This is a genomic window from Nitrobacter winogradskyi (genome assembly GCF_006539545.1).
Lineage (GTDB): Bacteria > Pseudomonadota > Alphaproteobacteria > Rhizobiales > Xanthobacteraceae > Nitrobacter > Nitrobacter winogradskyi_A.
In genome coordinates, this window is sequence record NZ_BJNF01000080.1 from 1 (window position 1) to 13,047 (window position 13,047).

Annotated in this window: 11 protein-coding genes and 1 pseudogene; 3 read left to right on the top strand and 9 right to left on the bottom strand. The window is 59.5% G+C overall.

All coding sequences use genetic code 11. From position 1 onward, the window contains the following. Positions 1 to 182: 182 nt before the first annotated feature. Positions 183 to 1,004: a site-specific integrase gene (locus NWI01_RS14115; RefSeq protein WP_307723463.1), complete on the bottom strand. Its 822-nt coding sequence runs from the start codon at positions 1,002 to 1,004 to the stop codon at positions 183 to 185. A gap of 736 nt (positions 1,005 to 1,740) precedes the next feature. On the opposite strand from NWI01_RS14115, the gene NWI01_RS14120 reads away from it, so the two are divergent. Further along, on the top strand, positions 1,741 to 2,961 hold the full coding sequence (locus NWI01_RS14120) for a GNAT family N-acetyltransferase (protein ID WP_141384543.1): 1,221 nt from the start codon (positions 1,741 to 1,743) through the stop codon (positions 2,959 to 2,961). A 214-nt stretch (positions 2,962 to 3,175) separates the two neighbouring features. Here NWI01_RS14120 and NWI01_RS14125 read toward each other — a convergent pair whose 3' ends face one another. The 3 genes and pseudogenes from NWI01_RS14125 to NWI01_RS14130 form a co-directional block, all read right to left on the bottom strand. Then, positions 3,176 to 3,937 carry an acyltransferase family protein gene (locus tag NWI01_RS14125; RefSeq protein ID WP_141384544.1) on the bottom strand — a complete coding sequence of 254 codons (762 nt, stop codon included), beginning with the start codon at positions 3,935 to 3,937 and terminating at the stop codon, positions 3,176 to 3,178. Between the two features lie 25 nt (positions 3,938 to 3,962). After that, positions 3,963 to 4,316 (bottom strand): annotated as a pseudogene (locus tag NWI01_RS20330) (hypothetical protein); the annotation flags it as partial. 555 nt (positions 4,317 to 4,871) lie between these two features. Continuing rightward, entirely contained in the window at positions 4,872 to 5,297 is a 426-nt protein-coding gene (locus tag NWI01_RS14130) for an IS5 family transposase (RefSeq protein WP_141384546.1), read from the bottom strand. Positions 5,298 to 5,600: 303 nt separating this feature from the next. Between NWI01_RS14130 and dusA the strand changes: the two genes are divergently transcribed. Then, positions 5,601 to 6,620, top strand: coding sequence for a tRNA dihydrouridine(20/20a) synthase DusA (dusA, locus tag NWI01_RS14135; RefSeq protein WP_141384547.1), 1,020 nt, complete (start codon positions 5,601 to 5,603; stop codon positions 6,618 to 6,620). Positions 6,621 to 6,807: 187 nt separating this feature from the next. Here the strand turns inward: dusA and NWI01_RS14140 are convergent, their stop codons facing one another. From NWI01_RS14140 to NWI01_RS14155, 4 genes are all read right to left on the bottom strand, one after another. Next, on the bottom strand, positions 6,808 to 7,773 hold the full coding sequence (locus NWI01_RS14140; protein WP_244613780.1) for an FAD:protein FMN transferase: 966 nt from the start codon (positions 7,771 to 7,773) through the stop codon (positions 6,808 to 6,810). Between the two features lie 52 nt (positions 7,774 to 7,825). Further along, positions 7,826 to 8,638, bottom strand: a complete 813-nt coding sequence (locus NWI01_RS14145) for a DUF4198 domain-containing protein (protein WP_141384551.1) — start codon at positions 8,636 to 8,638, stop codon at positions 7,826 to 7,828. A gap of 299 nt (positions 8,639 to 8,937) precedes the next feature. Beyond that, positions 8,938 to 9,462, bottom strand: coding sequence for a DUF2271 domain-containing protein (locus NWI01_RS14150; RefSeq protein ID WP_141384553.1), 525 nt, complete (start codon positions 9,460 to 9,462; stop codon positions 8,938 to 8,940). Positions 9,463 to 9,472: 10 nt separating this feature from the next. After that, positions 9,473 to 10,138: a PepSY-associated TM helix domain-containing protein gene (locus tag NWI01_RS14155; protein ID WP_141384555.1), complete on the bottom strand. Its 666-nt coding sequence runs from the start codon at positions 10,136 to 10,138 to the stop codon at positions 9,473 to 9,475. Between the two features lie 415 nt (positions 10,139 to 10,553). Here NWI01_RS14155 and htpG point away from each other — a divergent pair, with 415 nt between their 5' ends. Next, the gene (gene htpG / locus NWI01_RS14160) at positions 10,554 to 12,467 is read left to right on the top strand and encodes a molecular chaperone HtpG (RefSeq protein ID WP_141384557.1); all 1,914 of its coding nucleotides are present in this window, start codon (positions 10,554 to 10,556) and stop codon (positions 12,465 to 12,467) included. A gap of 89 nt (positions 12,468 to 12,556) precedes the next feature. Here htpG and NWI01_RS14165 read toward each other — a convergent pair whose 3' ends face one another. Then, a complete protein-coding gene (locus tag NWI01_RS14165; RefSeq protein ID WP_141384558.1) occupies positions 12,557 to 12,928 on the bottom strand; it encodes a DUF488 domain-containing protein in 372 nt (123 codons plus the stop codon). Between the last annotated feature and the right edge of the window lie 119 nt (positions 12,929 to 13,047).

Consider the following 13,047-nt stretch of genomic DNA (forward strand, 5'->3'; position numbering starts at 1 on the left):
AGCCCAGTCGCTAAAGGGCGGGGTAGGCCTGCGTTCGGACGTTTTGGACGCGCTTCAGAAGTGGTTGGCCAAGAACGGATTTTAGTTGCTCGAAGCAGAGGGCATTGGCCAAGGCTAAATGAAAAAATTGTCTGCCGACACAAAAGGCAGGGGATTGATTCACTCCGGAAATTTCTAGGACTTCATCTCAAGATAATCAGGAGCTCGGCGACGGCCCGGCATAATGTTACCCCAGACGCGCGACCAGATCGACGCACCTTCAAATGCGTGTATCGTTGCAGCATTTTGAGCTCCTGGTGTCCACTAATCGCTGAGATCCCTGCGATGTTCAATCCACGCTCAAAGAGCCGACTGATTGCTTCATGGCGCAGATTGTGAAAACGGAAATCCGACATGCCGGCCCGAATCCGCAGATGTTCGAACGCCAGCCGAATACTGTTGCCCGTCACCGGAAACACCCGCTCTCGGCTGGCGCCATCCGTGCGGAGTTCCTGCAGCACCTGAGCCGCGCGCCTCGACAGCGGCACGTCCCGACTGTCGCCATTCTTGGTCAGCGGAAGATGAGCGACCCGGAGCTTAAGGTCGACATGCTCCCAACGAAGGTCGAGCAGTTCGCCACGCCGCATCCCGGTCTCGATAGCTATTATTATGAGTGGCTTGAGCAGCGGTGTCCGCCCGCGATCGCAGGCTTCGAGCAGGCGCTCCTCCTCGCCCTCTTTCAATCGACGGGTGCGCCCCCGTGGGACTGGAGGTCGTCGCACCAACTTGACCGGGTTGCGGGGTACCCAGAGTCCCCACTCGCGGCTCGCGATCTCGATGGCATGGGAGATCGTATTGAGCTCTCGGATGACCGTCGCCGGCGCCACAGTCTTCAGTCGCTCGTCGCGATAGGTTGCGACATCGAAGCTGGTGAGCTTGGCGAGCGTGCGGTGCGCTATGGGGCAGCGCACAATCGAGTTGATGCGCGACTGTTCTGATATGGCTCCCCTCTTGGTAGGTGTCACCTCAGCGCAGTATCGCGTCAGGAGCTCACCGAGCGTCGTTTTCTCGGCAGCGCGCGTATCAGCGACCCAGCCAGTCCTGTCAGCTTCGGCTTCGAGATCGCGAGCCCAGCGCTCGGCGTCAGTCCGCTTGTCGAACGATTTAGCCCTGGGAGGAACGCCACGACGGCGTACCTACGCCTGCCATCGACCTCTGAGTTTGCGTATCGTCGCCATCGTGAAGCGCTCGGATCACCTGGTTTTCACGATACAAGGACGCCCGCGACGCGGTGCCAAGGGTTATTCCAGGGCGGTGCAGAAAAATCTGGTTGTGTCGCTTATGTGCCTATTTCCAGCCACACCCCGAGCGAGGAGCCGGAAACACCTATCGGATCAACGGCGTCCAAGTGTTGTCAGCGGATGTCGCGGCTGGGGCGCGTTGCTGTGACGAGGCAAAGCTCTACTACTAATGTTGCCAAAAGAACTCGCTAAAAGCGCTCAGCTTGTCGTCGTCGCGATCACGAAAGGCGGCCTGCAGTTAGTCGCTCATTGGCCTCAAGCTAGCTAATCTCGCGGACATTTATGGCGCATTGAAATCTCAGGTCATGTCGTCTACGTCAGGCCGCCAGACACCTTGGCTTGTTCGGCAGGGGCTCGTGGGGGAAATGAGCCTGTTTTAACGATTCTCGTGCAGTCTCACTTCAGGCAATTCTGGCTTGCGCGGCTCTCGCCTCGGCGGGCAGCGCTGGCAGTGCGTTCTATGCTGATGGCCATCCTTGCCTATGGCCGCCTGGGGCTGCTCCTGCCCATCGGCACGGGCTTTATCGCAAATTGGGGGGGGTGCAGCACCATGCACGGTAAGCCAGCCTATACCAGTGCTATTCTGGATTGCGCTGGCATCCGCGCCCTAGATGCCGCCGATTGGGAAGCGCTGGCCGCCAACGCCATGGCAGACAATCCGTTCTACGCACGGCAATATGTGTTGGCGGGGCTCGATACCGTCGACAAGCGAGCCAATCTCATGGCGGTCGCCATCTGGAACACGCGAAGACAACTGGCCGGCCTGTTTCCCTTTCGTCATCGGATATTCCCGCCATTCCCTTGGCCCGTGGCGCAAGGGGCGGAAAATCTCTATCAATTCAGCGGAATGCCTTTGGTGGCGCGGGAGGGCGCGCGGGAAGTCGTTGCGACCTGGCTCGACGCCATCACCTCCCGGCGGGCTCCGGGCTTTTGGACCATGGCGAATTTCGATGCCGATCATCCGCTTCGGGGCATGATCGAAGACGCGTCGGCAACGAGAGGATTAACCACACGCCTCGTTGTGCCCTATCCGCGGCCCTATTTTACAGGGCAGCTTGCCGGCTTTGACGCTCACGCTACCCAGGCGATCGCGAAAAACCGGCTCAAGGATATTCAGCGCAATCTGCGTCGGCTTCGCGATATGGGAGACGTTGCCTTCGAGCGCATCAGCGAGCCTGCCATGTTGCGCGAGCGTCTCGAACAATTCCTGGCTCTAGAGCAGGCAGGCTGGAAAGGTGAACGCGGCACCGCCTTCCTGTCGGACGATTTGCATGCCGATTTTGCACGTCGCGCCTTTGCCGGCATTGCTGGAAACGAGGGGTTAACGATGATTGACAGTCTCTTGCTGGACGGTCGTCCCATCGCCATGAGCATCAATATCGCCAAGGGCCGTACCGCTTTCACACCTAAATGCACCTATGATGAGAGCTTGCGCAAATACGGGCCCGGTATGGTGCTGGAATATCTGGTCATCGAGCGCTTCTATGCCGAAAGAGAGTTCGCCGACATGGACGCTGCAACCACGACCGGAGACCATGTGGTTCTTGGCTTGTGGGATGGGCAGAAAGCGATGGGCCGATTGATTCTTGGGCCTGCCGATTGGCGCACCGACCTGTTCGCGAAAGGGTGGCAGGCCGCTTATGAAGGCAAGCAGCGCCTCAAGAAACTCCTCAAGCGGTAATCGGCCGCCGCCCGCCCTGAAGAGCCACAATTGGCCTGCCGTCGCGCCGTGCTCAAGCTGGCCTTCGCCGAGCGTCTGATCTATGTGCGCGCGGTTCACTAGTGTGGGCTCGGTGCAGTAAATAGGCAAGCGATCGGTGTCGGTGCAGGTGTTGATGCCCTTCCTATGCGTCCTGGATGCCAACGCTTCTCAGCGATACCGACCCTGACAAAGGCTATAGTACTTGGCCGCGCTTCTCCACTGGGGCAACTCTCTTTGTTTCTACCGGACCGTTCGCGAAGCCAGACAAAGCCGATGGCAGGCTCTCCTGAGCTCTAGATGGAAATATTCGGTCTCGGATTTTTATGACGGGCCACTCAATGGCTTGGGACATCAATGCGCCGGACAGGATTGCCGCTACGGTGGCCACTCCTACTGCGGCCAGCCAGTGCAGAACGTTGCCTGTTTCGAGTAAGGGACTGACAAATTTATACATGATCCCGAGGATCGTCACATGCGAGAGGTAGATACTGTAAGAATACCGGCCAGTCCATGCCGCCGCGGAGTGCAGCCAGGTGGTCATGGAAAGATGCAGCATTCCGATCAGGATGAGAGTTGAGGCTACGGCGCGCACCGGCAGTATGCGATACAGTGATACGTTATTTAAGCTGGGCCACGGTGCAGCTAGGCTCGCGATAACCGCTACCCCGGCAATTATGAGCGGCCAGCGCCAAGGGTGCAGCCTGGCGAACATCCCGGGATTGAACTCAGAAATTGCACGGACGCCGGCTCCTACCAGCAGGCCATCAAGCCATAGATGGGTGGCAGGCATCGTCGGGTCCGAAAGGTAAGGGTCGCCAGCTAAGGCGCAGATTGCTCTGATAACGCTCCAAATTAACGGTGCCAGCAAGAATAACGGAGCGATCCACGATATTTTCCCCGTTCGAATAAATGCAACCAGGAAATGCAATAAGCAAAAGGTAGAAGTGTTCTTCAACTGCAAGGCTCCATGTGTGTAGAGCCGTGTTTGGTCCTATGTAGTTGTTAAGAAATAATACATTCGGCCAATAGTCTGACACTAGACTAGATATTGTTGCCGTTCCTTTTACGAGAGGCACGGCGACGAGATACGCCACGAATGCGAAGTAAGCCGGCCATATTTTCAAGCCTCGTCGGATCAAGAATCGGCTAACATCAATTGTGCCGGAGTTGCGCATCTCGATGAAGAGTAATCCGCAGACAAGGTAACCCGAGAGCGAGAAAAAAGTTGAACGCCAAATCCGCCCCATTCGTGCCAAACCCAAGCAATTGAGCCCACGATGCCGCTCGGCTTCTGAAATCGGAGATGTGCACCGACGACTAAAAGAATGGCACATGCTCGAACGACATCGATTTGAACAGAGCGCTTTTGGCTTTTAGGTCCGGTCATTTTTTGATGCCATCAATTCGGGAAGCGTTCATGGTGGACGCTATCTACAGTGGCAAAAGCTGAAAGATCGATGCCGTGTAGGGCTAGGATGCAACCCCACACATGCCGTTCCAGAATCTAATCGCCACCAATAAAACTCTGAGAATGGTCTTCATGAATTTTATTCTGTTACCATTATTATATTCATTTAATATGGATCGGAAATATATGAGAAACTGTGATTAATCTGCGCCTTCGCTTGCCTCTCGCCAGCTTCCGCTTGCTCCATCGATGGTTCTTCTTGACTTGATCGGTGGTACGATGTCGCCGCCCCGACTGGAGAAGGTCCGCCCTTGAAGACAAAAAAGGCCGCTGCCTGATGCAGCGCACCTTTAGAGGCTCGCTGAGACGTTTTCCAGCTGGGAGTAGCCCCTTTTGCGCAGGTGTATTGGAAGGTGTTGCGCGAGGCGGTAGATGAGCCATAGGCGCGCGCTGTGAGTTTTGTTTCTAGGCTCAGGACTGATTAGAAGATGATTGTTTCCGCGATGCAGATTGCGGACATGAAGGTGTGAGTGCACCGATCATATCGGGTATGGATACGCCGCCAGTCCTTGAGCCTTCCGAACATATTCTCGATCTTGTGGCGCTGGCGATAGAGAATGCGGTCGTGTTCGACGGGCTCTTTGCGGTTTGACTTCGATGGGATGCAGGCCGTGATGCCGCGCGCGGCGAGAGCCCGGCGAAACCAGTCGGCGTCGTAACCCTTGTCGGCGAGCAACTGTCTGGCGGGCGGCAGCACATCGATCATCAGGGCCGCGCCCTTGTAATCGCTCATCTGGCCCTCGCTAAGCAGCATGGCGACGGGGCAGCCCTGACCATCGCAGACGGCGTGCACGCAGGCGAAGCAACAGCAATAGAATGCGTTCGCTCGGGGTATTGAAGCGGACATGCCGGACCTTCCCACCGTCGTTGGCGATCTGTCATCATTTCTCGCGCAGGCCGCGCGATCGAAGTAGCCGACGAGACGCCGCGCCGCTCGCCTGCTTCTGCTTTTTGAGTCTGCTTCCTTAGAAATTACAGCCGCTGTCGTGTGCGCTACGTGTGCACTCACAAGCAAAAATCGGCTAGATGGCTGTCATTCTGCGCCAATAAAATCGTAGAAGGTGCGGCTTGCGGCTATATTCTGCCAGGAAAGTTCCTCAGTCTTTCCAATGGGGTATTGGACTGACTGGCAGGGGAAAAGATTCATGAAATGAATGGCTTAGGCTTCCGATTTTCTGTGGCGCCGATGATGGACTGGACCGACCGTCATTGCCGGGTGTTCCATCGTCTGCTCACGCGCAGGGCGTGGCTCTACACCGAGATGCTGACGACCGGTGCGATAATTCATGGCGCGCGCGATCGTTTGCTTGGGTTCAGCGATGTCGAGCATCCGGTCGCGCTCCAGCTCGGTGGATCAAATCCGGCCGATCTCGCGACCGCGGCAAGGATCGGAGAGGATTTTGGTTACGACGAAATCAATCTGAACGTCGGCTGCCCGTCCGACAGGGTGAAGGATGGTCGGTTTGGAGCCTGTTTGATGGCCGAACCAGACATCGTTGCCGAGAGCGTCAACGCCATGAAGCGCGCGGTTTCTGTTCCGGTCACCGTGAAGTGCAGGATCGGTATCGACGACCAGGACATCGAATCCGCCCTTGATACTTTCGCGCGCAAGGTTGTCGCCGGCGGCGTTGATGTGCTGATCGTCCACGCGCGAAAAGCCTGGCTTCAAGGATTGTCTCCGAAGGAGAATCGCAATGTTCCGCCGCTGGACTATGGCAGGGTTTACCGGTTAAAGGCGTCGTTTCCCGGCCTGCCCATCATCATCAACGGTGGCATCGGCGGGATCCCGGAAGCGAAACAGCATCTGGCGCATGTCGATGGCGTCATGCTGGGTCGCGCCGCCTATCAGGAGCCGTGGCGTCTGCTGGAAGTCGATTCCGAACTCTTCGGTGAGGCGTCGCCGCACGCGACGATGAAACAGGCGCTTGAGGCGATGGTCCCCTACATCGAGGGACAACTGGCGGGCGGCGCGCGGCTGCATTCCATCAGCCGGCATCTTGTCGGCGCGTTTCATGGCGTGCCGGGCGCGCGTGGGTTTCGACGCTATCTTGCCGAGAACGGTGTAAAGGCAGATGCTGGTGCCGAGATTCTGAAGGAGGCGATTGCGCTGGTGGACGAGCTTCCCGCGTATTCCGTGAAAGCGGATGCCGGTTTTGCGGTTAGAGCATGATCCGACCCGAAGGGCCGTGCCAACGCAAAGTGGAAACCGGTTTCGGAAAAGATCATGCTTCAAATAAAAAGATAAGCGACGAGTCTGATTCAACGCAGTTGAATCGGATTCAACGCGGTTGAAACAGACTCTAGCGACCGACAAATATCAGAGCCGACGGCGCAAGACGTCCGACCCTTGTCTCATCTCACGCCAGCATGGCATCGAGAGCCGGTGTTGTCCGTTCCATGACGGCATCGCCATGCCTGAAAAGGATGAGAGCCGCGAGTTGGTGCTTGACGGCGAAATCGACGCCGGCGTCCGGTCCAAGCACCATCAGCGCGGTGGCGTAGCCATCGGCTTCCATGCAAGAGGGATGCAGGACAGTCGCGGTCATCATGCCGTTGGTGATCGGCCATCCGGTTCGCGGATCCAGGGTGTGGGAGAAGTGGTCCGCGCCGCGCGTGAAGCCGCGTTCGCATCCGGATGTCGCGATCGCAAGCTGGTGCAACGCGACCAGGATCGGCTCGGCGGCCTTGTCCGTTGGCCGCGCCGGCCGGTCGATCTCGACCCACCACGGGCTGCCGTCCGGCTTGACGCCGAGGCCCCGCAATTCGCCGCCGATCTCCACCAGCGCGTTGTGGATCCCGAGCCCGCGCAAGGTTTCCGCCACCAGATCGACCGCAAATCCCTTGGCGATGCCACAGAGATCGAGCGGTTCGTAACTGGATCGCCGCAGGCGGCGGGCGCGGGCATCAAGGTCGAGCCGCCGCCATCCGCACTCCTGGCGGCGTCGGTCAATCTCATCCGGCGATGGCGGCAAGGCGCGAGCGCCGCTCGGACCAAACCCCCAGAGATCGACCAGCGCTCCCATGGTGGGGTCGTAGGCGCCGTCGGATTCCGCCGCGATGCGCAGCGCGCTCACCATGACCCGGCTGAATTCCGGCGGCAGATCCTGCCACTGGTTCAGCGCCAGGCGGTTGAACCGGCTGATGTCGGACTGATCTTCCCACGGGCTCATCTGCGCGATCACGCGCTCAAGGGCCAGTGGAATCATCCGGTGCAGGGTTTGCGCGCTGGCGGATGATCCGACAAACCTGACCGACCACGTCGTGCCCATGGTCGTGCCGGCGAGATCCCGGATGCGCTCCGCCGAAGGTACGGCGTGCGGCATTTCCGGGATTATCGGGATAGCCACACGCCGCGTGACCGGCGCGGTCATCGCGTTACTGCGGCAGCACTTCGACCGTGGTGATGTACGTGCTGCGGCGCTGCTGCGCGTCCTTGATCGTGCTCTTGTCGTCCTGCACCGAGGCTTTCACCCAGTAGAAGCCGGGATCCGGGAATGTGACGCTGAAAGTGCCCGTCTCGTCGGTGGTGGCTTTGCTGTCGTTCAGTGTATCGCGATAGCGGATCCCGCCCGGAACGATCTCGACTGCGACATTGCCGGCGGGCTTGCCGTCCAGCACGAGCCGGAACGTTGCCTTCTCTCCCACCGCCAGATTGTTGGGATGGGTCACCGGAATCATCTCGAGACCAACGCCGGTCGGTTTCAGCGTGTCGGATGAAGGCTTGCCCGATGTGACGAAAGTTTCGATCCGGCTGCGGTTTTCGGTGACCTTCACATCAGTCGCCTTGGCGGGAATGGCCTTCGCCAGTTCGTCGGGCATGCCGCGCCAGCGCTTGTTTTCGCCGTCCAGTTTATAGCTCGCGAACAAGCCCTGGTGGGTCAGGCTCAGTTTGTAGGTGCCGGGTTGCGCCAGTTTGAAATCGACGGTGTTGCGGAAGCGGCCTTTGGCCAGGTTTTCCGGGGTGACGGCCTTGCCGTCGGGGCCCTCGATCGCCAGCTGGTCGAGCGGCAACGGGTTATGCTCGAAATAGAACAGGTCGTTGGAGATGGCGCCGTCGACCGTGACCCAGAGATCGGGGCCGGACAGGACAGTGGCGGATGGCAGCAGCCAGGCGCGGTGAGCCTGCGCGGGCGGGGCAAGCAGCGAAACCGTCGCCGCGATCAGTGCAAGCTTGAGATGGTTGGTCATGGCGAAATCCTTTCCATGAAAGATATGAGGCGACAAACGCACGGCGTGTTCGAGGGTGCGGATCAAGGCGTTTTCGAACGATGTGAGTATCGGCTCCGAGAAAAACGCGTCAGATTGACTCGTGGCGTTCCGTTTCTGATGTCACCGGAAGCGGAAGCTCCAGAGTCTGTTTCAACTGCGTTGAATCCGATTCAACTGCGTTGAATCAGACTCGTCGCTTATCTTTTTTTGAGCATGATCTTTTCCGAGAACCGGTTTCCACTTTGCGCTGGCGCGGCCCTTCGGGTCGGGATCATGCTCTAGGGCGTCAATTTCAATGTGACCGTGCCAAGCTCACGCTCCCCCTTGACTTCGCTGGTTGCGGGAGCCTTCGGTGGCCACTCGAACGGGATCTTCAACAATTCACGGCCGCCGACTTCGCGAGCGGCCTCGATGACGAGCTGGTATTTGCCCGGGCTCAGTCCTTCGAGCGGTTTGCTGGCGCTATCAAACTTGACCTGATGGGTGCCGGGCGCGCGGGTCGGACTGGATAATCCATCGACGGGCAGCGCGAGTTCACGGCCGGTGCGGCGCCACCACTGCCGCACGTCCTTGAGCCACTTCGTACCTTCGTTTTTCTTGTGGTTGACGTCGTACCACACGGCAAGATTGGTGATCTTGCCGCCGTCGGCCTGTTCCACCCACATCGCGACGTAAGGTTTATGGTACTCGGCGACATCGAGCTGGGGAACATCGATGCTGATTGTCGCCTCGGAAGCCAGCGACGAACTTAGCGTCGAACTTGCGGCAAGGGTCGTGAGTGCGGCGGAAATTAAAAGGCGCATTGTTTACCTTCTAGCCATGAATGAGAAGAACAGCGAGCAGGGTCGGAATAATCAGTCCCAGGGTCACAACCGGCCAGGTGGCCGGGCGCCGCCTGGCATGAAGCTGCAGAAGCAACAGGCCGGTGAGACAGAAGGTGATCGCGGCGGCCGCGAACACGTCGATGAACCAGCTCCACGCCTTGCCGGTGTGGCGGCCCTTGTGCAGATCATTGAGATAGGCGATCCAGCCGCGGTCGGTCACCTCATAAGATACCGCGCCACTGCCATCACGCTGGATGCTGAGCCATGCGTCGCCGCCCGGCCGGGGCAGGGCGACATAGACCTCGTCGGACGACCATTCAGTGTCGCGCTCCGCGGTGTTGACGCCGATCTCGCGTCGCAGCCACTCGCTGATGCTCGATGGTAGAGCCGCCTTGGCGCTGCCTGGATCAGACGTCAGGTCGGCGATCAGAGGTTGGGGCAGTTGTGCCTGACGCATCGTCACCGCGGGCTTGGATTCGATCTGGCCGGCATTGTTCAGCGTGATACCGGTCAGGGCGAACAGCAGCATGCCGATCAAACACAGGCCTGAGCTGATCCAGTGCCACTGGTACAGCTGATTAATGAAGAAGGCGCGGCGCTTCTTTCGCTGCCAGAGTTCGTCGCCGTCGACTGTCAATCTATCCGGATTGTCCATTTGTCTCGTCGCCGGGTCAGTACTCTGCAAAATCCAGGAGGCGCGGGCGGTACCCTTCAAGATCGTCCAAAGGTGTTTAGCGAAGCCGACTTCGTATTACTACCGCCCGAGATTAGGTTCATTCTAAATACCCCAGTGCCGGATCAGTCACCATGCGTCTTTCCGGGGCGTGGCGTGCGCAGCGCACTGGAATGACGCGTCCATGGTTTCTATATGATCCCCGCGCGGGTGCTCCGGTTCCCAGATTCGCGTACCCATTGCGAACCTTTGATGCGAGCTTCAGATCCAGGCCATGCCGGCATCCTGTCGTGCGGGCAGGTTCGGAGGCCCGCTTGACCGGATCCGCCGCGACGGGAAGATAAACGTTTGAAGCGCACTGAGTTTTTGCGTCAAGTTGATCAAGGGTAAATGAGATATGACCTCGACAATCGACAAGAATGGCGCGGCCGAAAGCCGGGTGTTTGAGGCGGATGTGGCCAAGCTGCTCCAGATGATGGTGCACTCGGTCTATTCCGACAAGGACGTGTTCTTGCGGGAGCTGATTTCGAACGCGGCGGACGCCTGCGAGCGTCTGCGCTATGAGGCGATCAGCGATCCGGCGTTGCTGGCGGACGAAACCAGGCCGCAGATCTCCATCACCATCGATGCGGAACGGCGGCAACTGACTGTCGAGGACAACGGCATCGGCATGGGCCGGGACGATCTGGTCGACGCGCTGGGAACTATCGCCCGGTCGGGCACCAAGGCCTTCATCGAGCAGGCTCAGGCCGCGGAGTCGGGCGACGGCGTCTCTTTGATCGGCCAGTTCGGGGTCGGATTCTACTCCGCCTTCATGGTGGCGGATCAGGTCGATGTGGTCTCACGGCGCGCGGGCGCCAAGGAGGCGTGGCGCTGGTCATCGGACGGGAAGGGGACATTCACGGTCACACCCGTGGATGAGAGTGAAGCCCCCGCGAGAGGAACCCGCGTGACGCTTCATCTGACGGAAGACGCCACGGGATATACCGATCGGGCCAAGCTGGAGCAGATGATCAAGGAGCAATCGGGGCACGTGCCGGTTCCGATCGCGCTCATCGAGAAGCCCGGGGCCGAGCCGGCCGAGATCGCCGATGGCGCGGCGCTCTGGACCCGGCCGCGCGGCGAGATCAGCGCTTCCGAATACGACGATTTCTACCGAAGCGTCGCAGGCCAGTTCGACGAGCCCGCGCTGACGGTGCATTTCCGCGCCGAGGGACGGCAGGAGTTCACGGCGCTGCTGTTCGTACCGCAGAGCCGGCCTTTCGATCTGTTCGAACCGGACCAGAAGCGGCAACTCAAACTTTACGTGAGACGCGTTTTCATCACCGAGGATGCCGACCTGCTGCCGCGCTATCTGCGGTTCGTGCGGGGTGTCGTCGACTCGGCGGACCTGCCGCTCAATATCTCGCGCGAAATGATTCAGGAAAGTCCGATCCTGGCCGCGATCAAGAAAAGCATCACCGGCCGCATCCTCAGCGAGCTTGAGAAGCTGGCTGGCAAGGACGCGGAGGCTTACGGAAAAATCTGGGAGGCCTTCGGTCCGATGTTCAAGGAAGGCATCTACGATGCCGTCGACCGGCGCGACACCATCCTCGGACTCTCCCGCTTCAAGACAACGGCCGGTTCGTTGCGGAGTCTCAAGGACTATGTCGGCTCCCTGAAGGAGAATCAGACCTCGATCTACTATCTCGCCGGACAGGATGCCGCCCGTCTCGAAGCCTCGCCTCATCTGGAGGGTTTTCGCGCTCGCGGCGTGGAGGTTCTCCTGCTGTCCGATCCGGTCGACAGCTTCTGGGTCACGTCCGGACCGAGCTTCGAAGGAAAGCCTTTCAAATCCGTGACGCAGGGAGCAGCGGATCTGGCGGCGATTCCGCGCCTCGACGCCAGTACCGAGCCGTCACAGGGCCTCAGTGAGGGTGTCACGGAGTTTCTCGCCTTCCTCAAGACAACGCTTTCAGACCTGGTTTCAGACGTCCGCTCGTCGGACCGTCTCACCGATAGTCCGGTTTGCCTCGTCGCAGCCGAGTCGGGACCCGACCGGCAACTTGAAAAAATTCTTCTCGGAGTCGGACAATTGGCGGGCGCATCCAAACCGGTTCTCGAGGTGAATCCGACTCATCCCCTGATCGCTTCGCTGGCAGCGCTCGGGCAGGATGATCGCGAGTTCAAGGAGGACGCCGCGCGGATGCTGCTCGACGATGCGCGCGTCCTCGACGGAGACCGCCCCAGTGATGCGCTTGAGTTTTCCAGACGCCTTGCCCGTCTCGTCGAGCGGGGACTGCGTCGCTCGACCGTGGGCGGCGGCGATTGATGGCGCCCTGACAGATCGAACCTTGCGAATGATCGGCGGGCCCGGCTGTCGCGCTTTCGAGCGCAGCCGGCCCTCCGGGGCGGAGCGGTTCAGCTGACGCGGTCCAGAAGGACATCTCTCAGCACGACCGCGTTGTTGTGTGCTTCATCATGAGCCGCAAAGACGAGCGTGACCCGGCCCGCTTTTGCGCGGGTCCGCAGTTCGTCGAGCTCTTCCGGGTGCTGTTGAATCTCTTCCGCATATCGCTGCCGGAACTCCTGCCAGCGGGCGGGATCATGTCCGAACCATTTGCGCAGCCCCGTGCTGGGCGCGATGTCCTTTATCCAGAGATCGATGGCGGCGTCTGTCTTGCGCAGACCCCTGGGCCAGAGACGATCGACCAGTATCCGCGTGCCATCGTCGGTGATCGGAGCTTCATAAGCTCGCTTCACGCTGATGTCCTTGGCCGCAAGCCGCGCCATCAGAGTTTCCGCCGCTTTGAGGGAATCAAAAGCGTGGCCTCCAGATTCTGACCTGACGCGTTCTCATGACGCGAACCGGTATCCGTCCTCGGGTCAAGCCTGAGGACATGTCGCGCCCG

Excerpts from the sequence above, each read along its gene's own strand:
- NWI01_RS14130 (WP_141384546.1), bottom strand. The coding sequence starts at position 5,297 with ATGTCCGCTTCAATACCCCGAGCGAACGCATTCTATTGCTGTTGCTTC.
- dusA (WP_141384547.1), top strand. The coding sequence starts at position 5,601 with ATGAATGGCTTAGGCTTCCGATTTTCTGTGGCGCCGATGATGGACTGG.
- htpG (WP_141384557.1), top strand. The coding sequence starts at position 10,554 with ATGACCTCGACAATCGACAAGAATGGCGCGGCCGAAAGCCGGGTGTTT.
- NWI01_RS14145 (WP_141384551.1), bottom strand. The coding sequence starts at position 8,638 with ATGACCAACCATCTCAAGCTTGCACTGATCGCGGCGACGGTTTCGCTG.
- NWI01_RS14155 (WP_141384555.1), bottom strand. The coding sequence starts at position 10,138 with ATGGACAATCCGGATAGATTGACAGTCGACGGCGACGAACTCTGGCAG.
- NWI01_RS14140 (WP_244613780.1), bottom strand. The coding sequence starts at position 7,773 with ATGCCGCACGCCGTACCTTCGGCGGAGCGCATCCGGGATCTCGCCGGC.
- NWI01_RS14150 (WP_141384553.1), bottom strand. The coding sequence starts at position 9,462 with ATGCGCCTTTTAATTTCCGCCGCACTCACGACCCTTGCCGCAAGTTCG.
- NWI01_RS14120 (WP_141384543.1), top strand. The coding sequence starts at position 1,741 with ATGCTGATGGCCATCCTTGCCTATGGCCGCCTGGGGCTGCTCCTGCCC.
- NWI01_RS14165 (WP_141384558.1), bottom strand. The coding sequence starts at position 12,928 with ATGGCGCGGCTTGCGGCCAAGGACATCAGCGTGAAGCGAGCTTATGAA.